The following is a 21,270-nucleotide window of genomic DNA, read 5'->3' on the forward strand; positions in this document are numbered from 1 at the left end:
GGGCAATCAGTGTCCGCTTGTTGCGATGATATCTGCTGGTTACAGATATACGTCATAGAAAAAATACAGGGTGATGCCAATGCTGGCAACACTTACAAAGTTGCGCACCTGTTGTTGAGGCAGTTTTCGTGATAGATGGGCGGCGACATAGCCCCCAACCACTGTGCCTGTCAGTACGACTGAGCCTTCATACCAGGCGATCACGCCATCATAGATAAACATCGCAATCGCAATCAGCGATACAAAGGTTGATATCAGTAGTTTCAGACCGTTCATCCGGTTGATATCGGTATATCCGGCCAGCGCCAGATAGCTAAGGGATATAATGCCGAGTCCGGCATTAAAGAACCCGCCATAGAGGCACACGCCAAACAGCAGGAGGGTGAGCAGTGTTGCTGCCGCCGTTGAGGCATGACGATGCCTTGTCCCCAGTTGCCTGAGAGTCCGGTTTAGTTGTCCTCCGAAGATAAACAGCAGGGTGGCAAATAGCAGTAGCCAGGGGACCGCAGTCTCAAAAGAGGCTTCCGGGGTCTGCAGTAGCAGCCATGCACCGCAGATACCGCCAATCAGACTGATCAGGATAAAGCGAGGCAACTGGTCCTTTATCTCCATAAGGTCTTTTCTGAAAGCCCAGGTGCCACTCATATAACCTGAACAGGATGCGAATGTATTGGTGGCGTTGGCACTGATAGGGGGAACCCCTGCCAGCAGCAGTGCTGGAAAGGTGATAAAGCTGCCACCTCCGGCAATGGAGTTGAGCACTCCGCCAAAGAAGCCGGCAGTAAACAGGATCAGCAGTTCAGTTAGCATGGGAATACCCGGGTTGTCATCAGTGAGCTGAGCATAGGTGAATACCGCCCGGCATTACAGATACAGGTGTTGTGCAATCTATAGCGGATCTGTATCGCCTTTACCCTGTGCAGGCTCAGGGAAAAAGTTTGCTGAGCAGATGGCGGGCCTGCTTATCCAGTAACTTCTGATAGTTATCATTAACGGATCTGATCAGTACTTTATCTTCTTCGGCGCGCAGGATATCAGCACCGGCCAGCAGACTGACTTTGAGATCAGGTGCTTCGCTGAGGGCGGTATGGGTCACCAGTTCGTTGCTGTCGGTGCTATGGGTAAGATAACGGGCTTCCTCCTGCATTCGCGGGAGTTTCTTATAATGGCCGCGCACCAGCGCCATATGCAGATTCAGGACGGGTTTGAAGCTGCGGATACGTTGCTGGTTGAAGAGTTTGTAGAGGCGATTAAACAGCTGGCTGGCGCAGATCGCATTGATGCCGTGGGAGTCATCCTTGTGGGGCTTCAGAAATGCCAGTTGCAGATCGCCGTTACCGATTCGGGTGGCTTCACCCTGATAGATGGCGATCACCATGTCGAGCATGCGGTAATAGTATTCCTGCAGTTCCAGTTGCTCTTCGCTGGCCAGGTTGTCTGAGTGCCCTGATGACAGATCAAGATAGAGCAGATAGCCCGCTTCTTCTGCGGCGACGATCAGTTCCAGTTCCTGTTCAAACGCGTACAGATCCAACTGAATTTCATGCTGACTGTTGCCAAACAGCGGATTGGGCGTCCGCTGGCGGGGTTGTGCCTCCAGACTGATCTCTTCTACGCTGACCTCATCGGTCATTGTTTCGGTTGGGGCTTTGGTTTCAGCCCGCTCTTTGTGATCGCAGAAGGGGGCAAAGCCAGGCATATGTGGTGCCGCTTCATCCGGTCTTAACAGCTCCACCAGCTCATCCGGATGGCTTTCGTTGTGCTGCGCGGATCTGTCAGAGAGCAACTCTGGTGAGTGTTCGTCATCCTCTGCTACTGGTGGGACGACGGCATCGTCTGTGTTTAACGCAGGCTCAGTGTTAGCTGCCGGGGAGGGCGTGTTGCGGCTCAGGCTGAACCAGCAACCGGTGAGGGCTGCAATAACGGTTATCAGGGCCAGAATGGCAGCCTGTACCAGCAGCGCGTTAAAGTTTGATCTGCTCGCTTGCGGATTCAGGTATAGCTCAAGGATGGCCAGGGTCTCATCCTGCTGCCGGATCAGCACATCCTGCTGGATAAGATTGTCCTGGCGGATATCTCCTGCCCGGCCGAGTAGCCGTTCTCTCGGATCGGTGAGGATAATGGCGTCGATGTCAGGCTGCTTCACCAGTTGATTGAGAACGTAGTTGAGGCTGACAGAGTCTCCCGCCAGCAGCGCGGGTTTGATCATGGTAACTGTTTGTTGCCCCAGCAGCTCTCCCTGCTGGCGAGTCTGCAGCTGGGCAATTTTCCCTGCTACAACGGTGAGGTAGATGCCGGATAGCAGCAGGCCGGTGAGCAAGATGCAGCCAAGCGTCATCATCAGCCGGGTACGCTGATTGATCATGGTTGTAAAACGAAGCGGTTTATCCATATTCCGACGGCTACATATTCCGGGGCAGTAAAGCCTGCAGATAATAGCAGTTAAGTCACTTCGCAAAAACGGCTTTTTTGCTGTTTTGCTTTCTCTGTCGATGACCCCCGCTGCCGGGCAGGTTATAATGGCCGGTCTCGACGGAGAAGGAAGGTTATGAACGTTAAAGAGTACATGGCAGAACTGGGTCAGCAGGCACGCGTTGCCTCCCGCGACATTGCGAAAGCTGATACCGGAATAAAGAACCGCGCGTTACTGGCGATGGCGGATGCGATTGATGCGTCCCGTGAAAAGCTGGTTGCGGCAAATGCTGAAGACCTGCAGCAGTGCCGTGCCAATGGCCTGGATGATGCAATGCTGGATCGTCTGGAACTGAAGCAGTCTCAGATCGATACCATGATTGAAGGTTTACGCCAGGTTGCTGCTCTGCCGGATCCGATCGGCGCGATCACCGATATGAACTACCTGCCGAGCGGTATCCAGGTGGGTAAGATGCGTGTGCCTCTCGGGGTGGTCGGCATTATTTATGAGTCCCGTCCCAATGTGACGGTGGAAGCGGCCAGTCTCTGTCTGAAGTCCGGCAATGCAACTATTTTGCGGGGCGGGTCGGAAGCGATTCACAGTAATGCGGCGGTTGCTGAGTGTATTCAGACAGGGCTCAGGGTCGCGGGGCTGCCAGAGCACACGGTGCAGGTGGTTAAAACTACGGATCGTGAAGCAGTGGGTGAACTGATTACGATGCCTGAATATGTCGATGTGATTGTGCCGCGGGGGGGGAAAAGCCTGATTGAACGGGTGAGTCGTGATGCCAAAGTAGCGGTCATCAAGCATCTGGATGGTATCTGTCACGTCTACATTGATGAAGATGCCGATAAAACCAAGGCGGTCAATGTGGCGATTAATGCCAAAACCCATCGCTACGGCACCTGTAATACTATGGAAACACTGCTGGTGCACGAATCCCGTGCGGCAGAGATTCTGCCTGAGTTAGCTGAGTGTTATCAGGCGATTGGGGTTGAGCTGCGCGGTTGCGACAAAACCCGTGAAGTGTTGCCGAATATTATCGCGGCAACCGAAGAGGACTGGCAAACCGAGTATCTGGCACCGATCCTGTCGATCCGGGTAGTCCATGATATGGCTGAGGCGATTGAACATATCAACCAGTACGGTTCTCATCATACCGATGCCATTATCACGGAAAATTACACCCGCTCCCGCAGTTTTTTGCGTGAAGTGGACTCCAGTTCGGTAATGGTTAACGCATCGACCCGTTTTGCTGATGGTTTCGAGTATGGGCTGGGGGCTGAGATTGGTATCTCAACGGATAAGATTCATGCCCGCGGGCCGGTAGGTCTTGAGGGGCTGACCTCACAAAAGTATGTGGTGCTGGGTGATGGCCATATACGTCAGTAACGCCTGATGAGCGAATCCGTCAAAGTCTTTATGGGTGGGACTTTTGATCCTATTCATAATGGCCACCTGCGCACCGCGCTGGAAATTCAACAATGGCTGGGCGTCAGGCAGGTAACCCTTATGCCCTCCAAAGCTCCGGTGCATCGGCAACAGCCGGAACGCAGTGGTCAGCAGCGTCTGGATATGGTTCGTCTGGCGGTTGCCGATGAACCAGCATTGGTGGCTGATGAGCGGGAGGTTATCTCAGCCAATGCTTCCTATACTGTACTGACACTGGAATCTTTTCGCCGGGAACTGGGGCGGCAAGTGCCGGTCTGCATGATTCTTGGAATGGATGCTTATCTGTCACTGCCGCAATGGGACCGTTGGTTTGAACTGCTGAATCTCTGCCATATTGTGGTGGTTAAACGGCCCGGCTGGATCTATGAACCCTGCGCTCAGATGCAGCAGATTAGCCTCGAGCATGAGATCGATGATGTCGACGCCATGCTGCAAAAACCTGCGGGTCATGTGATTTTTCGTGAATTGACGCCATTGGGAATCTCTGCCACCCAGATCCGGGAACTGATCAGTGGGGGGCGCTCTCCCCGTTATCTGATACCGGATGCGGTGTGGAACTATATAAAACAAAACCGGCTCTATAATGTTGAGCAACATAATGAAGGTAAATAATTACTAATGGAAATGGATCAGATGATCAGCGCTGTACGTGAAGCCCTTGATGATATGAAAGCACGGGATATCGTCGAGATTGATGTCACCAATAAATCAACAGTGACTGACCGGATGGTGATTGCCAGCGGAACCTCTAAGCGACATGTGATGTCCATAGGACAGCATGTGCAGGAAGAGATGAAGCATAAAGGCCTGATGCCATTGGGGATCGAGGGACAGGATACCGGCGAGTGGGTGTTGGTAGATCTGGGTGATCTGGTGGTGCATGTGATGATGCCGGATGCCCGAAGCTTCTATGATCTTGAAAAACTCTGGGGTTTTGATGAGGAAGTGGGGCAGGACACAGCACATTAAACGCTTCTGCGACTAAGTCATCGTTGTCTGTCGTGCGCTCACCTCTGTTTTGGGGGAGCGGCGACAAAAGGGATCCGCTTTAACATGAAAATACGCCTTATCGCCGTAGGCACTAAAATGCCTGGTTGGGTAACTGAAGGTTTTAATGAATACCTCAAACGGTTGCCCAATGAGTTCTCTCTGGAGTTGGTGGAGATCCCTCTCGGTCATCGGGGAAAAGGGGCGGATCTGGCCCGGGCCAAACGTCAGGAAGGAGAACAGATGCTGGCGGCGATTCCCAGGGGGGATCGGGTGATTGCACTTGAAGTGGGCGGTAAAAACTGGAGTACTGAACAGTTGGCGGAGCAGGCAGAACAGTGGCAGATGTCCGGGCAGAACCTCTGCCTGCTGGTTGGAGGGCCTGATGGACTGGCACCGGAGTGTGTTGCTATCGCTGATCAGAAATGGTCACTCTCGGGTCTTACCCTGCCGCATCCGCTGGTGCGCATTTTGCTGGCTGAACAGTTATATCGGGCCTGGAGTATCATGCAGGGCCATCCCTATCATAAATAATCTGATACACATATCTGTGAAGAATTGCTTAGATGTCCGCGTTTGATAGCCTGAAGGATCACACAAAAGAGGGACGGGTATTTCTGTCACGTGCGCTGATCGCTTTTGTGATTGTGGTGCTGCTGATGGGGGTTCTGATCGGCCGTCTCTACTACCTGCAGGTGATTCAGCATGATCAGCTTGCTGCCGTGTCTGATGATAACCGTATCCAGTTACAACCGGTTGCCCCCACCCGTGGTCTGATCTATGACCGCAACGGAACCCTGTTGGCGGATAACCGCCCCAGCTACAGTGTCACCCTGCTGAAAGAGAAGGTCGGGGACCTCGAAGCTACCCTGACAGAGTTGCAAAAGCTGATTCCCATCAGTGAGCGGGAGCTGGAATCATTTCATAGACGTCTCAAACAGCGTCGTCGCCCCTATGAAACGGTGCCTTTGCGGTTTCGTCTGACCGACGATGAGATTGCCCGTATCGCGGTTAACTATCAGCGTTTACCCGGGGTGCAGGTCGAGGCAGATCTGATTCGTTACTATCCGTTCGGGGCGAGTCTGGTACATGCGCTGGGCTATGTTGGCCGTATCAACGAAAAAGAACTGAAGCGGGTTGATCCGAAAAACTACAGTGCCACCCATTATATCGGGAAACTGGGGATTGAACGGTTTTACGAGCCGCTGCTGCACGGTGAGGTTGGCTATCACAAAGTGGAAACCAATGCCCGGGGACGGGTGATGAGGGTGCTTGAACAAACGGATCCGGTGCCGGGTAAAGATATCGTCCTCTATCTGGATATCCGTTTGCAGCAGGCAGCTGAAAAGCTGGTGGAGGGGCGTCGGGCTGCGATTGTGGCGATCGATCCTAAAACCGGCGGTATCCTTGCGCTGGTGAGTAATCCGGGCTATGACCCCAATCTGTTTGTCACCGGCATCAGTACCAAAGACTATAAAGCACTGCGGGAATCGCCCGATCTGCCGCTCTTTAACCGCGCGTTGCGGGGACAGTACCCACCGGGGTCTACGATTAAACCGATGGTGGCGATGGGCGTGATCGATAGCGGTGTGGTCAGCCCCACGCATACCATCTTCGACCCAGGGTTTTATACCCTGACGAGTGGCGGGCGCCGTTACCGTGACTGGAAGCATGGGGGACATGGCACAGTGGGTCTGGATATGGCGATCTATCAGTCCTGCGATGTCTGGTTCTACGATGTTGCCAACCGTGCCGGGGTGGATATTATCTCCGATTATCTTGGGCGGTTTGGTTTTGGCCAGGTCACCAGTCTTGATCTGCCGGAGGCCCTGCCAGGTATTCTGCCTTCAAAGGCATGGAAGAAAAAAACCGGCCGGGGTTCCTGGTTTGCCGGAGATACCCTTAACCTGAGTATCGGGCAGGGGTGGATGCTGGCAACCCCTCTGCAGCTGGCAACCGCCGCCGAGGTGATGGCCAATCGTGGCGAGTGGAAACAGCCGCGTATGCTGAAAGGCGTGATGAAGCATAACAAGCACAAGGCTGACAAATTGACCGAAGGTAGTGTGGTTGATATCAGTGGACTGGAAGGCACCAAAGCGGTATTACCGGATATTAAATTGAAAAATAACCAGTACTGGAAGCGGATCATCGATGCCATGATCGCCGTTGTTCACGGCCCCCGGGGGACTGCCCGTAAAATAGGCCATGGGCTGGACTTTCAGATTGCCGGTAAAACCGGTACGGCTCAGGTGGTCGGCATTAAGCAGGATGAGGTCTACGATGCTGACAGCATGGCAGAGCGTCATCGCGATCACGCCCTGTTTATCGCTTTTGCGCCAGCCGACAATCCGGAGATTGCGGTTTCGGTGATCGTTGAAAATGGCGGCGGGGGATCAAGTACAGCGGCACCGATAGCGCGGGATGTGATCGACGCTTTTATGCAACTTAAACGCCAGGATTCGGAAGTGGATGAGTTGGCAGGAGTCGCAAAGGATGGCTGATTTTCAGCGTACGATGCCCGATGCTCAGCCGCACCTGGCGCGACGCCGGGGGCTCTGGTCCTACACCCGCCTGGATGCCTGGTTGCTGCTGTTTATTCTGGTGCTGTGTGGTTATGGGCTGTTAGTGCTATACAGTGCCTCCGGTGGTGATATGGGCTATGTGGTGCGTCAGGCGGTACGGATGGGCGCGGGACTGGTGGTGATGACGGTGTTTGCCCAGTTGCGGCCTCAGTTGTTTGCCCGCTGGGCACCGGCAATGTATGTCATCTCGTTGGGATTGCTGCTGGCCGTGCTGCTCGTGGGGGTAGGGGCGAAAGGCGCGCAACGCTGGATCGCCCTGCCCGGGTTTCGTTTCCAGCCGGCGGAGATTGTGAAACTGGTATTGCCGCTGATGGTAGCCTGTTATCTGGCTAACCGGCCATTACCGCCCAGCTTTCGTCATATTGTGATCTCACTGGTGCTGATCTTCGTGCCGGTGGTGTTGATTATGAAACAGCCGGATTTGGGGACATCACTGCTGATCGCCGCCTCCGGGGTGTTTGTATTGCTGCTTTCCGGTATCTACTGGCGTTATATCTTTGGCGCGTTGGCGGTTGCAGCGGCGGGCTTGCCCGGATTGTGGATGGTGATGAAAGATTATCAGAAGCAGCGGGTGTTGACCTTTCTGGACCCTGAAAGTGATCCTCTGGGCGCGGGCTGGAACATTATTCAGTCGAAGGCCGCCATCGGTTCCGGCGGTATCGAGGGTAAAGGCTGGATGCTGGGCACCCAGTCTCAGCTGGACTTCCTGCCGGAAAGTCATACGGACTTCATTATTGCGGTCATGGGTGAAGAGCTGGGGATGATCGGTATTCTGATGCTGCTGGGTATCTATCTGATGATTATTGCCCGGGGGCTGGTTATTGCGTCTAAGGCCCAGGACAGCTTTGGCCGTCTGGTCGCGGGCAGTGTTACGCTGACCTTTTTTGTCTATGTCTTTGTCAATATCGGTATGGTGAGTGGCATCTTGCCGGTTGTGGGGGTGCCGCTGCCGCTGGTCAGCTACGGGGGTACCTCGATTGTGACTCTGATGGCAGGGTTTGGCTTGCTGATGTCGGTTCAGGCGCACCGGCAGATGATCAGCCATTAAGAGGACAGATTCAATAAACATAATAACTCAGCGGTTTTGTTCTGGTGTCACTGTGATAAAGTCAGGATTCAGCTGAGAGCCGTGTTAAACGCTTCAATGGTTCAGGGAATGCCAGGTGGTTTTGGCAAATATAGGTAGGGTGATATGTTCAGAACAAAATTTTCACAGTGGCTCAGTAGCGCTGTTCTCGGTACGGGTCTGCTATGGGGGGCTCAGGCAGCGGCTCATGGATATGGCGATCACCCTGCAGCCCAGCCGTTTATCGCCGAAATGGCGCAAGAAGGGTTCGATGAAAAGGAGATCCGGACGGTTCTGGATTCAGCTGAACGTCAGGAAAGTATTCTTAAAGCGATCTCCCGGCCGGCAGAAAAACGCCTTAACTGGGGCGAGTATCGTAATATCTTTCTGCGCGATGCCCGCATAGATCAGGGCCTTGAGTTCTGGGATCAGTATGCTGAAGCGCTACAACGGGCGGAACAGACTTACGGTGTTCCTGCACAGATTATTGTCGCTATTATTGGTGTGGAGACCCGCTATGGCCGTAATATGGGCAGCTATCGGGTGGTCGATTCGTTGTCGACGCTTGGCTTTGATTACCCACCGCGGGGCAAATTCTTCCAGGGGCAGCTAAAAGAGTATTTCTACCTGCTGCGGGAAGAGGGGGTTGATCCGTTCAGTTTAAAAGGCTCCTATGCTGGCGCCATGGGATTCGGACAGTTTATTCCCAGCAGCTTCAGAAGCTTTGCTGTTGATTTTGATGGCGATGGCAAGAAAGATATCTGGAATAATCCGGTCGATGCTATTGGCAGCGTTGCCCACTATTTCCAGGCTCATGGCTGGAAAGCGGGTGAACCGGTGCGCAGTAATGTAGTGATGGAAAAACTGGCGGATGAAGCCTGGATTAATGGCGATCTGAAGCCTGAGCTGACCCTGGCACAGTGGTCGGAACGGGGTATCCGTACCCGTAAAGGACTGGATGCTGACAGCAAAGCGACTCTGATCCGTCTGGAAACTGATGGTGAGTTCCAGCACTGGTTTGGGTTACACAACTTCTATGTTATCACCCGTTACAATCACAGCCGCTTGTACGCCATGGCAGTATATGAACTGAGTCAGGCGATAACGGAGAAGCGCCACCAGGTGCAGGCCAGACAACAGAATGGAGTGGCAGGTTAATTCATGAAACGAGTAATTCCCTATCTGACAGCGTTATTGTTGCTCGTGGTGCTGGGCGGATGTTCCTCTGCCCCCAGTGGCCGGTACGCTGTCGAGAAGGATTACGGCCCGTCAAACCGGGTGGATGTGTCCCATGTGCCGGATGCGGTGCCCCGGGTCGAGCCAAAAAGCAGTGGTGGCAATAAAAGCCCCTATTCAGTGCTGGGTAAAACCTATTATGTGATGACTTCAAGCCGCGGTTATAAAGAGCGCGGCGTGGCCTCATGGTATGGCAAAAAATTTCATGGTCACAAGACTTCGAATGGCGAAACCTACAATATGTACGGTATGAGTGCCGCCCATAAGTCGCTGCCGCTGCCCAGTTATGTTCAGGTGACCAATCTCAGTAATGGCAAGCGGGTGATTGTCCGGGTTAATGACCGCGGGCCATTCCATGGCGGTCGCATCATCGATCTGTCCTACGCTGCAGCATCTAAGCTGGATATGCTTGGAGGGGGAACCGCCCATGTTGAGGTTGAAGCGATTGATCCCGCTAGCTGGAGTACTTCATCAGCCGCGATAGTCGCTGACAGCGTCAAAACCACGGCTCCGCCGCAGCCCAGTCCCACGACTGTCGGCAAACGTTATCTGCAGGTCGGTGCGTTTGGGCTGCAAACGACTGCGCTGGAGGCGAAGCAGCAACTGCTGCAGATGCTGCCGGGCTATCAGGTCCGCATCGTACCTTTGAACCTGCCTGATCGAACCTTATACCGGGTGCAGGTCGGGCCGGTGCAGCTGAATGCTAATCTGGCGGCACTGGTATCAAAAATAGAAGCGGCAGGCTATCTGCGTCCACATTTGGTAGACTAGGCGGCGTTAATTGGATTTGCTGAAGTAAACCGCAGATGTGCGGTCGAACCTTTGGGCTGTTTTCAGGTCTCAGCTGTATCTGGACCCTCTGTAACCGAAATAAAAGTATTTATAAAACACTATGATTAGAAAATTTGCTTTTCGCTCGCTGATGTTTCGCCTGTTTCTCCTCTCAATCTGTCTCTCGTCACTGCCGGTGCAGGCGGCGAAGATTACCCCGGCTCCGCCTCAGGTAGCTGCCCGGGCGTATATTGTTATGGATGCCGATACCGGTAAAGTGATTATGGCCAGCCGGGAGGATGAGCGCTTTCCTCCCGCCAGTCTGACCAAGATGATGACCAGCTATATTCTTGAAGGTGAGCTGACCAAAGGTAATATCAGTAAGAACGATATGGTGCCGGTTTCGGTCAAGGCCTGGCGTGCTCCGGGGTCACGGATGTTTATTCAGGAGGGAACGCAGGTACTTCTGAGTGATCTGCTGAAGGGTATCATCATCCAGTCGGGTAATGATGCCAGCGTGGCGGTGGCGGAGTATATTGCCGGTAGCGAAGCGGCTTTTGCGGATATGATGAACCAGCATGCCGCCCTGTTGGGTATGAAAAACTCTCACTTTATGAACGCCACCGGTTTGCCCGCAGAAGATCACTACTCTTCAGCGTACGACCTGGCGCTGCTGGCCCAGGCTATTATTCAGAAATACCCGGAACAGTATGGGGTTTACTCTGAAAAGTATTTTACCTACAACAAGATCCGTCAGCCTAACCGCAATAAACTGTTGTGGCGGGATGATTCCGTTGATGGTCTGAAAACCGGCCACACCGATGCGGCAGGTTACTGCCTGGTGGCGTCTGCAAAACGGGACGGTATGCGTTTAATCACCGTGGTGATGGGCACCAGCAGTGAAGAGGCGCGGGCCCAGGAGAGTCAGAAACTGCTGGCGTACGCGTTCCGCTATTTTAGAACCCATAAACTCTATGATGCGGGTCAGGTGCTGGAAACCGCTAAAGTGTGGGCCGGACAGCAGAATCAGTTGAAAGTTGGACTGGAAAATGCGATGGCAATCACCATTCCCCGGGGTGAGGGTGAGCAACTACAAGCGGTTCTGGATCTCGATAAAGTGATTAAGGCACCGATCGAGAAAGGTCAGAGCTTTGGCAGTCTGAAAGTGATGCTTGAGGATAAAGTGGTTGCTGAAGCACCGGTTATCGCACTGGAAAGTATTGCCGAAGCGGGACTTTTACAACGCATCTGGGATGCTATAGCGCTATTCTTTTATAACCTGATTAACTGACCCCGAGGGGCTGGACACAGATGCCCGGGCTCAGGATCCAATCTGAGTCCGGGCATCTGTCGTTAAATAAAGATGGATACAGTATTTCTGAATGGCGAGTTCATTGCGCAACAGCAGGCGACCGTCTCGGTATTTGACCGGGGCTTTCTGTTTGGCGATAGCGTATATGAAGTGATCCCCTTTTACCGGGGCCGGGGGTTCCGGCTGGATGAGCATCTGCAGCGACTCGAGCATAGCCTCCGAGCGATTCAGATCAATGCAGATTACGACTGGAAAACGATCTTAACCCGACTGGTAGATATGAATGGTGGCGGCAATCTGTCAGTGTACCTTCAGATCAGCCGGGGCTGTTCCGGTAACCGCAGTCATATTTATGCGGCTGATATGGTGCCCACGGTGTTTGCCTGCTGCAGCCCGATCAAGAATATATATGCTGCCGGGGCTGATTCTATCGCTGGTGTGCGGGCGATTGTAACCGCCGATCTGCGCTGGGGACGTTGTGATATTAAGAGTACCGGCCTGCTCCCCAATATACTGGTGATGCAGCAGGCACGGCAGGCAGGGGTGGATGAGGCCCTGATGATCCGGGATGGTCTGCTGACCGAAGGCGCTTCCTGTAACCTGATGCTGGTGGATAAGGGGGTGATCTACACCCCTAAACGGGGCTCTGAAATTCTCGGAGGTACTACCCGCGAGCTGATTCTGGAGCTGGCAGCGGAAGACGGGATTCCTACTCAGGAAGTGGATATCGATTATGACCGTCTGATGGCCGCTGATGAGGTCTGGATCAGTAGTTCAACCCGGGCGGTCGTGCCGGTGCTTGAAATTGATGGTCAGCCGGTGGCTGACGGAAATAAAGGCCCTCTGTGGGCAAGAATGTTTGAACTGTTTACCCGTTATCAGAATGATCTGATGAACGGCTGAGTATGCGAGAGATAGCGATGGCGCAACAAACTGAACAAGACGCACCGAAAATTGAGTTCCCCTGTCCCGATTACCCGATCAAGGTGATTGGCCGGGATGGCCCCGATTTTCAGGAGGTTGTGATCGAGGTGGTACGTATCCATGTGCCCGATCTGGATATCACTAAAATTGAGATTCAGGGTAGCCGTAAGGGAACTTTTGTCTCGCTGCGTATGAAGATTACCGCCACCGGGCATGACCAGCTTAAAGCGTTGCATGAGGATCTGCTGGGCACCGGGCGTGTGCAGATGGTGATGTGATGGCACTGTCTGAACAGATAGTGGTACGTGATCTGGGGCTGGTGGAATATCTGCCTGCCTGGCAGGCGATGCAACACTTTACTGCCGCAAGGGATGATAATACCGTTGATGAGATCTGGCTGCTGGAACATCACCCGGTGTTTACTCAGGGACATGCCGGTGATGCCGGACATCTCCTCAGCACCGGCGATATTCCGGTGGTTCAGGTTGATCGTGGTGGCCAGGTTACGTACCACGGGCCGGGTCAGTTGGTGGTCTACCTGTTGCTCAACCTGCGGCGGAAAAAGTTTGGCGTTAAAGAGCTGGTTGCGCGTATGGAAGCCAGTATTGTTGAGCTATTGGCGCACTATGGTGTCGACGCCTATGCCCGGGCGGATGCGCCCGGTGTTTACGTCAATGATGCAAAAATCTGCTCGCTGGGATTGCGGGTGCGTAAAGGCTGTTCGTTTCACGGACTGGCCTTTAATCTGGATATGGATCTCGAACCTTTTAACCGGATCAACCCTTGTGGTTATGCCGGTATGGCAGTTACCCGATTGAAAAACCTGGTCGACACGCTCGACAGGGAGTCCGTTAAGGATTTACTTACAGAAATACTGGTGAAAAGACTCGACTATAACGAGCGCACCAATGCTAACTCGTTGGAAGGTACTGATGTCTGAGAATAGTGAAAATGTGCAAAGTGCAGTTGCTGCAGCTGATAAGCCGCAGCGTGCTGAAGCGGGTGTCAAACTGCGCGGGGCCGAAAAAGTCTCCCGTATCCCGGTTAAGGTGATTCCCACCGAGCGGGATCAGATTCTGCGTAAGCCTGAGTGGCTGCGGGTATCCCTGGGCACCTCGCCCAAAGTGCAGGGGATCAAAAACAAGCTGCGTAAGCATAAACTGGCTTCGGTGTGTGAGGAAGCCAGCTGTCCGAATCTGGGTGAATGTTTCAGCCATGGTACCGCCACTTTTATGATTATGGGGGATATCTGTACCCGTCGCTGTCCATTCTGTGATGTTGCCCATGGCCGTCCCAAACCGTTGCCAGAAAATGAACCTGCTGAACTGGCTGAAGCGATTGCGGATATGGGGCTGCGCTATGTCGTGATTACCTCGGTGGATCGGGATGATCTGCGCGATGGTGGGGCAGAGCATTTTGCCCGTTGTATCACCGAAACCCGCAAAGCGGTTCCGTCGATTCAGGTGGAAACCCTGGTGCCTGATTTCCGTGGTCGCATGGATATCGCACTGGATGTGTTGCAACAAACGCCGCCGGATGTGTTTAACCATAATATGGAAACCGTACCGCGACTCTACCGTAAGGTGCGTCCGGGGGCTGATTATCAGTGGTCATTAGAGTTGCTGCAGAGATATAAACAGCGTTGTCCTGATGTGCGGACTAAATCTGGCCTGATGGTTGGCGTGGGTGAGACCAAGGAGGAGATTATCGCCGTGCTGAAAGATCTGCGGGCTCATGATGTGGATATGCTTACTATTGGTCAGTATCTGCAGCCCAGCCGCGATCATCTGCCGGTGGATCGTTATGTCACTCCGGAAGAGTTTGATGAATATGCGCAGGTAGCAAAAGAACTGGGCTTCTCACAGGTTGCCAGTGGGCCTCTGGTGCGTTCATCCTATCATGCCGATCTGCAGGCTAAAGGTGAAACAATCAGCTGATGCGGCGCGCTCAACTGCTTAAACTGCTGCTGTCAGTGGTGATTCTGCTAATCACCCTGGCGGTGGTGGAATATAAAATCGGCTGGTACAGCCTGCTGACATCCTGGCAGGGATTCTCAGCTGAAACGCTGGCGATGTTGGCGATCCTGTCGCTCAGCAGTAATGCGCTACGGGCATGGCGGATAAAAATCAGCTTTGAGTTACCTGCCTCCCGTTATCCCCGAATGTTTTACCTCAGCACCAACCATAACCTGCTCAACAATCTGTTACCGATGCGCACCGGTGAGGTGGCGTTTCCGGTACTGATCAAACGCTATTTTGGTATTGGGCTGATGAGTTCCTCTTCCCACCTCTTGCTCTATCGTCTGTTGGATCTGGTGGCGTTGCTGTCGGTTGCCGGGGTTCTGGCACTGTGGCAGCTGAACGCTATGGCCGCTGTTGGTCTGGCGTTGGTTACGGTCGCCGCCCTGCTGCTGTTTGATCGGGGTAAGCGTGTGGTTATCTGGCTGCTGGGACGGTTCAGTAATCAGAAACTGCAGCAACTGGCGCAGACATTTGCGGTATTACCAACCCGGGGTGGACACTTTAGCGCGATTGTTATTGTTACCTATGCGGTGTGGTTAACCAAGTTGCTGGCGTTTCTGGGGGTGGTGTTACAGCTGTCTCAGCTGACTCTGGTGCAGGCGGTTTCCAGTGTTGCGGTGGCGGATCTCTCCTCGATTCTGCCGATCCACGGCGTCGCGGGTTCTGGCACCTTTGAGGCAGCCTTTGTGCTGGCTGGAAAGTTCTATGCAATCGATACCACGGCGCTGCTTAAAGTTGCAGTACAGCTGCATCTGTTTCTGCTGCTGATGTCCTTTGTGGCTTTTGGCTTAGGCTGGCTGGTGGCGAAAGTTTTTTATCGTGAAGGGGTGCTGCCAGCCGAAGCTGAATGAGCTGCAGTGCTTGATATGACGGGCTTTACCTTCATATCAAAAGGGCTTTGTGATAGAGTCCGCTTACACTTTTTAATGATCTGAATCCGGATAATTTATGAAATCATTATCGATCGTCGTACCGATGTATAAAGAAGAGGATTGTGTTTTTCCGCTGGTTGAGCGGGTGCACGAGTGCCTCAGCGATTATGCCGGTAAGTGGGAACTTATCTGTGTCGATGATGGTAGTCCGGATAACACGGTTTCCCGGCTTTATGAAGCTCAGACTCAGTGGGGAGATCATCTGCGGGTAGTGGAGCTGCAGCGTAACTTTGGTCAGACCGCTGCGATGCAGGCGGGCATTGATGCCGCCCGGGGTGAAATTATTGTCACCATGGATGGCGATCTGCAAAATGATCCTGCCGATATACAGCGCATGATCGTTGAGATGGAAGAGCGTGACCTGGATATGTTGCAGGGCTGGCGCAAACAGCGGGAAGATGAGTCGACCCGTAAATTCTTCTCCCGTCAGGCCAACCGTCTGATCGCTAAAGTGACCAGTGTACGGTTGCATGACTATGGCTGCAGCCTGAAAGTTTATCGTGCCAGTGTCATCAAGCAGGTGCGCCTGTTTGGTGAGATGCACCGCTTTATTCCGGTATGGGTTGCTTCGGTGACCAAACCGTCACGTATTGGTGAGACCGTGGTTGATCACCATGCCCGTCAATTTGGCGAGTCTAAGTACGGTCTGTCCCGTACCTTCCGGGTCATCCTTGATCTGCTGGTGGTATTCTTCTTCCTGAAGTTTAAAGCCCGTCCCGGCCACTTCTTTGGTTACCTCGGTCTGGGCATGGGGGTGTTGGGTTCGTTGATTATGACCTGGCTGACAGGGGTTAAACTGTTCCTTGGAGAAGATATTGGTGGCCGTCCGCTGTTTATGATCGGTATCTTCCTGCTGGTGGTTTCTCTTCAGTTCATCACCACCGGTGTATTGGCAGAGATGATGTCGCGGATCTTCTTTGAAACGTCTAATACCCGCGGTTATACCTTGCGGGAAAAACTGAATAATGACGATGAAGGGCGCTGGTATGCCCCGCAACCCGACGTAACGGATGGGACCACTGCGCATGACGCCGACCCTGCGCCAAAGTAATCTGTTGCATTACGGGCTGCTGTTTGCCGCACTGTTTATAGCTTTCTTCTGGAATATCTGGGGCTTCTCTCTCTTCGATCTTGATGAGGGAGCCTTTTCTGAAGCCACCCGGGAGATGCTGGCCAACAGCAACTTTGCCGCGACCTATCTGGATGGTGAACCCCGTTACGATAAGCCCATACTGAGTTACTGGTTTCAGGCACTCAGCGTTACGCTGTTTGATCTGAGCGAGTTTTCACTGCGGCTGCCCTCCGCCATTGCAGCCAGTTGCTGGTTGCTGGCCTGTTATCGCTTCGCTCGTCAGCAATGGAACCGCACTACCGCGCTGTATACCGTGCTGATTATGGCGAATACCCTGTGGATCGGCATTATTGGTAAAGCCGCCATCGCTGATGCCTGGCTCAACCTGTTTCTCACCCTGACCCTGCTGGATATGTGGCGACACTGGGAGAACCCGACACGGTCGCTGCTGTTGCGGGTCTATCTGTGGATGGCGCTGGGTCTGCTGGCCAAAGGCCCGGTAGCGGTGCTGGTGCCACTGCTGGTCAGTGGTATCTTCTATCTGATTCAGGGAGCATGGCGTCGCTGGCTGGCCGCTATCTTCTATCTGCCGGGCTGGGTGTTGCTATTGGCTATCCTGACGCCATGGTTATGGCTGGTATATCAGGACCAGGGGCTGGGATTCTTTCAGGGCTTTCTGCTGGACCACAACCTGAAACGTTTCAGTGATACCCGGGAGGGACATGGCGGTAAGCTCTGGTATTACCTGTTTGCTCTGCCGCTGGTGCTGTTACCGTTCAGCGCGGCATTGTTTACCCTGCTGCGTAATTTGCGTGAGCTGTGTAAGGACTCACTAACGCTTTATCTCATGATATGGCTGGGCGTGGTTTTTGTACTGGTTTCATTCTCGGGCACTCAGCTACCGCATTATGTGGTGTACGGTATCAGCGGTTTGCTGATGTTGTTTGCCCATAATCGCGAACGTCTGTTCCGCAGTTGGGGGCTGGTATTTCCGCTACTGTTCTTCGTGCTGATGCTGGCATTGCCATGGATTCTAGAAGCTGCTGCAGGCAGCAGTAGAAAACTGTACGAGCGTGAGATGTTGGCGCGGGTCTGGGATGTGGCCGGCACCGCTTATATTACCGCCAGTATTGTTGCTTTGCTGTTAACGTTAGCAGTCATCTTTACCGCTAAACTGGAGCGTCCCGCGAAGTTTGTTGCGATCGGTTTTATTCAGACGCTGTTTGTATTTACCTTTTTTATTCAGGTGATGGCTGGATTACAGCAGCAACCGGTTCAGGAAGCGGCGGCGATTGCCCGTCAGCTGAGCGACAAACATGTGATCGCCTATGGCGTTCACCGGCCCAGCTTCAGTGTCTACCGTGATGCGATAACGCCGCAGGACCGTTCCCCTGAAGCGGGAGATGTGATCTTCACGGATGCAGATAACCTGTTGAAGCTGCAACAGAAAAATCCGGATGCAGTATTGGAGCTGCTGTTCAGTAAGGGTGGTATCAGACTGGTGGAGTGGCGTGATGCAAAACCTGCTGTCGCAAATTAAAACCTGCTTTATCGTCGCTGAGCTGCCTGCGCAGTTGCACCGTTCCAAAGAGCTTTTTAGCGAGCGGGATGACTCGCTGGCGTTAAAACGCTTAACACAGATCGCTCTGGCAATGCTGGGCGGGGCTTTGCTGCTCTGGCTGGTAGCCGGATATCACGGCGCATTTCATCTGTTTAATCAGTTTACCCCCTGTTTTCCTGCAACCTTCTGGCAGATCGTTACCTTTATGGGGGATACCACCTTTGTGCTGACCCTGGCGCTGCTGGTTGCCCGACGCAAGCCCGAGCTGCTCTGGGTGCTGTTTATTGCAGCGATCTATGGCACCCTGGCGACCCACGGATTGAAAACGCTGTTCGGCGCTGAGCGTCCTCCCGTGGCGTTATTAAGCGGGGAGTATAATCTGGTGGGCAAGGCGCTGAGAAATGGCAGTTTTCCCTCAGGTCACTCTTTTACGGCGTTTGCGTTTGTCGCAGTGGCTTATTACTTCTTTAACCATCGACACCTGCGTCTTGGTCTGCTGCTGTCAGGTGGGCTGATCGGTTTGAGTCGGGTGATGGTTGCAGCGCACTGGCCAGTTGATGTGCTGGTCGGTGGCGCACTGGGAATACTGATGACTGTGGCGGCGATCAAGACTGCCAGGTTATCCAATATTGGTTTTAGCAGACCGATGCACCTGTTTATTCTGTTCTTGCTGCTGGTGGCGGCACTGATGATTATGTCGGGACACAACGGTGGTTATCCGCAGGCACAGCTGTTTGCCAAAGTGATCGCTTTTGCTGCGCTACTGGTCTTTGTTTGTGAATACTTTCTGCCAGCACGGCATTCCAGACCTCGCTGATTCTTATCGATAGTAAACTACCTTTCCCGCTTGTATTTATCTTTAAATCACCGCTGCAATTGTGCAATAATACATATATTAGATCTTTCTTATATATTGTTAATTTAGGGTGTTTATTATGTCTGCCAACAAAGTTATCTCTGTCTCAACCACCATGAAAGAGGGCTGTCAGGTACATGCCGATATTCGTGGCCACAAAGTTACCATCGATCAGCCCAAGCAGGCGGGCGGCACCGATGAAGGTCCAACCCCTCTGGAGTTCTTTCTCTTTTCACTGGGAGGCTGCATCGCCAGTATTGCCCGTATTGCCGCCACTCAGCAGAAAATTGAGATGCGTTCTATCGACATCGATGTCGATGGCACTATGAATCCTGCCGGCCTGTTGGGTAAACCCACAGAGGACCGGGTTGGCTTCCAGACCATCACCGTCAGTGCAAAGATCGACGCCGACCTGAGTGAAGAAGAGAAACAGGCATTCTTTGAAGCGGTCTGTCACCGTTGTCCTCTGGATGACAATATAGCGCTGGAAACGAAAGTTACCCACTCTTTAGTTTAGAAGTCAGACGCGGCTGCGCCGCTTGCTGGTAGCCAGACCGCTGAACTTGTTCAGCGGTCTGCTTTGAATTTAATAAATCCTCAGACTGAAAAGGTATTCGACTATTGCGGAGGCCTGCTCTTCTGTGAGGTTGGTGAAGGCTGGCATGTCGGGGCGTGAGGGGTCTCCCTGGCGGATTAGCATGATTACCTGGTCTTTTTGCAGGGAGGTATATCTGTTCGCAGGGATGCCTTTCAGAAATTTACCGCTGCCATCGCTTTTATGGCAGGTCTCGCAGTAGAGACCATAAAGCTTTTCGCCATCGGTTGAGTCGGTTTGAGGAGTGCTATCAGAGCAGCCGTTTAGAAACAGGATGCATATAATGGATAAAATGATGGGTCTTGTTGCTATCACAGCCAGTTTCCTTCTGAGAACCTGTTATGAGTATCGCTTATCTGCTCAGCAGAGGTCAATTTCATCGTTTTACGTACATATCAAAGCACTCATTCTGGCAGATAGAACGGCAATTTTTCGTTTGCGGGTTTCAGCCACGTAGCGGTGCTATTCTCTTAGCGCTCTAAATTCAATTCGATTCCGGCCAGTTGGAGGGTGATTCCGCTTAGTGTCAGCCAGGGATCACCGAGGGCGCCCTTAATCTGTGCATCGGCCTCTGCGCAGTGGCTGAGCATGCTGTTGAGCGTGTCAGGTGAAAAACGGCTGGCCGCGTTGCGCATCTGGTTTTTACGATTGCCCCAGATCCGTTCACGCTGGCAGATGGTATCCAGCGGGGTGCCTTTCTGCAGGCCATTCTGGATAGCGATCAGCGAGCGGACTTCCCGGGCGATCGCCCACAGCGCAACTGAGGCTTCGGTACCTTCCTGGCGAAGGACCTCGATAATCTTATTACAACGGGGAATCTGTTGCAGGATGGCGGCTTCAGTCAGCCCGTAGATGTCGTAACGGGAACTGTCAGAGACACTGTCCATTACCATGTCTGCGGTAACGGTCTGTCCGGCGTACAGCAGATTGAGTTTATCCAGTTCCTGCTTGGCTGCCAGTAGGTTACCTTCGATCCGTTCACAGAGCAGTTGAACTGCATCAGACTCCAGCGTCAGGCCGATCTGCTGAGCGCGATTATTGATCCAGCCGGGAAGCTGTTGCAGTTCTACCGGCCAGACTTCAACAATTATGCCCTGCTGATCAATCGCTTTAAACCAGGCACTTCGTTTCGCTGTACCGTCGAGTTTATTCGCAATGATCAGTAATACATTGTCTTCAGCGGGCCGTTTCAGGTATTCCTGAAGTATGTCGCTGGCCTGCTTGTTGAGTTTGTGACTGCCCAGTCGGAGTTCAATAATCTTCTGTTCGGCAAACAGGGAGAGGGCATTGGCACATTCGAGCAGGTATTCCCACTTGAAGCCTCCCTCTACATGCAGGGTTTCCCGTTCACTGAAACCGATCGAGTGGAGGTGCTGACGCAGCAGGTCGCCACTCTCCTCAATCAGCAGGGTTTCGTCGCCGGTGAGCAGATAAACCGGAGCCGGTTGCGGGCCGAGTTTGTTGGCAAGCTGCTCCGGTTTTATCTTCAT

22 protein-coding genes are annotated in these 21,270 nt (G+C 53.1%); 18 read left to right on the forward strand and 4 right to left on the reverse strand.

The features are described 5' to 3' along the window. Positions 1-39: 39 nt before the first annotated feature. Positions 40-810, reverse strand: coding sequence for a sulfite exporter TauE/SafE family protein (locus BMY09_RS20600; protein ID WP_091361996.1), 771 nt, complete (start codon positions 808-810; stop codon positions 40-42). 115 nt (positions 811-925) lie between these two features. Then, a complete protein-coding gene (locus BMY09_RS20605; protein ID WP_091361998.1) occupies positions 926-2,392 on the reverse strand; it encodes a hypothetical protein in 1,467 nt (488 codons plus the stop codon). Between the two features lie 156 nt (positions 2,393-2,548). On the opposite strand from BMY09_RS20605, the gene BMY09_RS20610 reads away from it, so the two are divergent. The 18 genes from BMY09_RS20610 to BMY09_RS20695 all read left to right on the forward strand — a co-directional run bounded on the left by BMY09_RS20610 (position 2,549) and on the right by BMY09_RS20695 (position 19,702). Next, positions 2,549-3,805: a glutamate-5-semialdehyde dehydrogenase gene (locus BMY09_RS20610; protein ID WP_091362000.1), complete on the forward strand. Its 1,257-nt coding sequence runs from the start codon at positions 2,549-2,551 to the stop codon at positions 3,803-3,805. Between the two features lie 6 nt (positions 3,806-3,811). Further along, entirely contained in the window at positions 3,812-4,477 is a 666-nt protein-coding gene (gene nadD / locus BMY09_RS20615) for a nicotinate-nucleotide adenylyltransferase (protein WP_091362002.1), read from the forward strand. A gap of 6 nt (positions 4,478-4,483) precedes the next feature. After that, positions 4,484-4,834, forward strand: coding sequence for a ribosome silencing factor (rsfS, locus tag BMY09_RS20620; protein WP_091362004.1), 351 nt, complete (start codon positions 4,484-4,486; stop codon positions 4,832-4,834). An 84-nt stretch (positions 4,835-4,918) separates the two neighbouring features. Continuing rightward, entirely contained in the window at positions 4,919-5,386 is a 468-nt protein-coding gene (gene rlmH, locus BMY09_RS20625) for a 23S rRNA (pseudouridine(1915)-N(3))-methyltransferase RlmH (protein WP_091362006.1), read from the forward strand. 32 nt (positions 5,387-5,418) lie between these two features. Continuing rightward, the gene (mrdA, locus tag BMY09_RS20630) at positions 5,419-7,353 is read left to right on the forward strand and encodes a penicillin-binding protein 2 (RefSeq protein WP_091362008.1); all 1,935 of its coding nucleotides are present in this window, start codon (positions 5,419-5,421) and stop codon (positions 7,351-7,353) included. Then, positions 7,346-8,482: a rod shape-determining protein RodA gene (gene rodA / locus BMY09_RS20635; protein WP_091362010.1), complete on the forward strand. Its 1,137-nt coding sequence runs from the start codon at positions 7,346-7,348 to the stop codon at positions 8,480-8,482. Before mrdA ends, rodA begins: the two co-directional genes overlap by 8 nt. A 144-nt stretch (positions 8,483-8,626) precedes the next feature. Then, positions 8,627-9,658 carry a lytic murein transglycosylase B gene (gene mltB / locus BMY09_RS20640; protein WP_091362012.1) on the forward strand — a complete coding sequence of 344 codons (1,032 nt, stop codon included), beginning with the start codon at positions 8,627-8,629 and terminating at the stop codon, positions 9,656-9,658. 3 nt (positions 9,659-9,661) lie between these two features. Next, positions 9,662-10,507, forward strand: a complete 846-nt coding sequence (locus BMY09_RS20645; RefSeq protein WP_091362013.1) for a septal ring lytic transglycosylase RlpA family protein — start codon at positions 9,662-9,664, stop codon at positions 10,505-10,507. A gap of 121 nt (positions 10,508-10,628) precedes the next feature. After that, positions 10,629-11,798 (forward strand): D-alanyl-D-alanine carboxypeptidase family protein, encoded by a 1,170-nt coding sequence (locus tag BMY09_RS20650; RefSeq protein WP_091362015.1) that lies wholly within the window; start codon positions 10,629-10,631, stop codon positions 11,796-11,798. Between the two features lie 72 nt (positions 11,799-11,870). Beyond that, positions 11,871-12,722, forward strand: coding sequence for an aminotransferase class IV (locus tag BMY09_RS20655; protein ID WP_091362017.1), 852 nt, complete (start codon positions 11,871-11,873; stop codon positions 12,720-12,722). 17 nt (positions 12,723-12,739) lie between these two features. After that, entirely contained in the window at positions 12,740-13,021 is a 282-nt protein-coding gene (locus BMY09_RS20660) for a YbeD family protein (RefSeq protein WP_091362057.1), read from the forward strand. Next, positions 13,021-13,683, forward strand: a complete 663-nt coding sequence (lipB, locus tag BMY09_RS20665) for a lipoyl(octanoyl) transferase LipB (protein ID WP_175483618.1) — start codon at positions 13,021-13,023, stop codon at positions 13,681-13,683. The genes BMY09_RS20660 and lipB overlap by 1 nt, the downstream gene beginning before the upstream one ends. Next, on the forward strand, positions 13,676-14,680 hold the full coding sequence (gene lipA, locus BMY09_RS20670) for a lipoyl synthase (protein WP_091362018.1): 1,005 nt from the start codon (positions 13,676-13,678) through the stop codon (positions 14,678-14,680). Before lipB ends, lipA begins: the two co-directional genes overlap by 8 nt. Further along, positions 14,680-15,615 carry a lysylphosphatidylglycerol synthase domain-containing protein gene (locus BMY09_RS20675; protein ID WP_091362020.1) on the forward strand — a complete coding sequence of 312 codons (936 nt, stop codon included), beginning with the start codon at positions 14,680-14,682 and terminating at the stop codon, positions 15,613-15,615. The genes lipA and BMY09_RS20675 overlap by 1 nt, the downstream gene beginning before the upstream one ends. Positions 15,616-15,712: 97 nt before the next feature. Further along, positions 15,713-16,747, forward strand: coding sequence for a glycosyltransferase family 2 protein (locus BMY09_RS20680; protein ID WP_091362022.1), 1,035 nt, complete (start codon positions 15,713-15,715; stop codon positions 16,745-16,747). Continuing rightward, complete coding sequence (locus BMY09_RS20685) at positions 16,707-18,308, forward strand: ArnT family glycosyltransferase (protein WP_091362024.1); 1,602 nt, start codon at positions 16,707-16,709, stop codon at positions 18,306-18,308. Before BMY09_RS20680 ends, BMY09_RS20685 begins: the two co-directional genes overlap by 41 nt. After that, positions 18,283-19,146, forward strand: a complete 864-nt coding sequence (locus tag BMY09_RS20690) for a phosphatase PAP2 family protein (RefSeq protein WP_175483619.1) — start codon at positions 18,283-18,285, stop codon at positions 19,144-19,146. Before BMY09_RS20685 ends, BMY09_RS20690 begins: the two co-directional genes overlap by 26 nt. Before the next feature lie 118 nt (positions 19,147-19,264). Next, on the forward strand, positions 19,265-19,702 hold the full coding sequence (locus BMY09_RS20695) for an OsmC family protein (protein ID WP_091362027.1): 438 nt from the start codon (positions 19,265-19,267) through the stop codon (positions 19,700-19,702). A gap of 69 nt (positions 19,703-19,771) precedes the next feature. Here the strand turns inward: BMY09_RS20695 and BMY09_RS22555 are convergent, their stop codons facing one another. Then, positions 19,772-20,095 (reverse strand): c-type cytochrome, encoded by a 324-nt coding sequence (locus tag BMY09_RS22555; RefSeq protein ID WP_175483620.1) that lies wholly within the window; start codon positions 20,093-20,095, stop codon positions 19,772-19,774. Positions 20,096-20,250: 155 nt separating this feature from the next. Then, on the reverse strand, positions 20,251-21,270 hold the full coding sequence (gene holA, locus BMY09_RS20705) for a DNA polymerase III subunit delta (protein ID WP_091362030.1): 1,020 nt from the start codon (positions 21,268-21,270) through the stop codon (positions 20,251-20,253).

Source organism: Amphritea atlantica (assembly GCF_900111095.1).
Taxonomy (GTDB): domain Bacteria; phylum Pseudomonadota; class Gammaproteobacteria; order Pseudomonadales; family Balneatricaceae; genus Amphritea; species Amphritea atlantica.

What these genes read in the sequence shown, in the direction of transcription:
- BMY09_RS20600 (WP_091361996.1), bottom strand. Translation starts at nt 810, where the DNA reads ATGCTAACTGAACTGCTGATCCTGTTTACTGCCGGCTTCTTTGGCGGA.
- BMY09_RS20605 (WP_091361998.1), bottom strand. Translation starts at nt 2,392, where the DNA reads ATGGATAAACCGCTTCGTTTTACAACCATGATCAATCAGCGTACCCGG.
- BMY09_RS20610 (WP_091362000.1), top strand. Translation starts at nt 2,549, where the DNA reads ATGAACGTTAAAGAGTACATGGCAGAACTGGGTCAGCAGGCACGCGTT.
- nadD (WP_091362002.1), top strand. Translation starts at nt 3,812, where the DNA reads ATGAGCGAATCCGTCAAAGTCTTTATGGGTGGGACTTTTGATCCTATT.
- rsfS (WP_091362004.1), top strand. Translation starts at nt 4,484, where the DNA reads ATGGAAATGGATCAGATGATCAGCGCTGTACGTGAAGCCCTTGATGAT.
- rlmH (WP_091362006.1), top strand. Translation starts at nt 4,919, where the DNA reads ATGAAAATACGCCTTATCGCCGTAGGCACTAAAATGCCTGGTTGGGTA.
- mrdA (WP_091362008.1), top strand. Translation starts at nt 5,419, where the DNA reads ATGTCCGCGTTTGATAGCCTGAAGGATCACACAAAAGAGGGACGGGTA.
- rodA (WP_091362010.1), top strand. Translation starts at nt 7,346, where the DNA reads ATGGCTGATTTTCAGCGTACGATGCCCGATGCTCAGCCGCACCTGGCG.
- mltB (WP_091362012.1), top strand. Translation starts at nt 8,627, where the DNA reads ATGTTCAGAACAAAATTTTCACAGTGGCTCAGTAGCGCTGTTCTCGGT.
- BMY09_RS20645 (WP_091362013.1), top strand. Translation starts at nt 9,662, where the DNA reads ATGAAACGAGTAATTCCCTATCTGACAGCGTTATTGTTGCTCGTGGTG.
- BMY09_RS20650 (WP_091362015.1), top strand. Translation starts at nt 10,629, where the DNA reads ATGATTAGAAAATTTGCTTTTCGCTCGCTGATGTTTCGCCTGTTTCTC.
- BMY09_RS20655 (WP_091362017.1), top strand. Translation starts at nt 11,871, where the DNA reads ATGGATACAGTATTTCTGAATGGCGAGTTCATTGCGCAACAGCAGGCG.
- BMY09_RS20660 (WP_091362057.1), top strand. Translation starts at nt 12,740, where the DNA reads ATGGCGCAACAAACTGAACAAGACGCACCGAAAATTGAGTTCCCCTGT.
- lipB (WP_175483618.1), top strand. Translation starts at nt 13,021, where the DNA reads ATGGCACTGTCTGAACAGATAGTGGTACGTGATCTGGGGCTGGTGGAA.
- lipA (WP_091362018.1), top strand. Translation starts at nt 13,676, where the DNA reads ATGTCTGAGAATAGTGAAAATGTGCAAAGTGCAGTTGCTGCAGCTGAT.
- BMY09_RS20675 (WP_091362020.1), top strand. Translation starts at nt 14,680, where the DNA reads ATGCGGCGCGCTCAACTGCTTAAACTGCTGCTGTCAGTGGTGATTCTG.
- BMY09_RS20680 (WP_091362022.1), top strand. Translation starts at nt 15,713, where the DNA reads ATGAAATCATTATCGATCGTCGTACCGATGTATAAAGAAGAGGATTGT.
- BMY09_RS20685 (WP_091362024.1), top strand. Translation starts at nt 16,707, where the DNA reads ATGGGACCACTGCGCATGACGCCGACCCTGCGCCAAAGTAATCTGTTG.
- BMY09_RS20690 (WP_175483619.1), top strand. Translation starts at nt 18,283, where the DNA reads ATGCAAAACCTGCTGTCGCAAATTAAAACCTGCTTTATCGTCGCTGAG.
- BMY09_RS20695 (WP_091362027.1), top strand. Translation starts at nt 19,265, where the DNA reads ATGTCTGCCAACAAAGTTATCTCTGTCTCAACCACCATGAAAGAGGGC.
- holA (WP_091362030.1), bottom strand. Translation starts at nt 21,270, where the DNA reads ATGAAGATAAAACCGGAGCAGCTTGCCAACAAACTCGGCCCGCAACCG.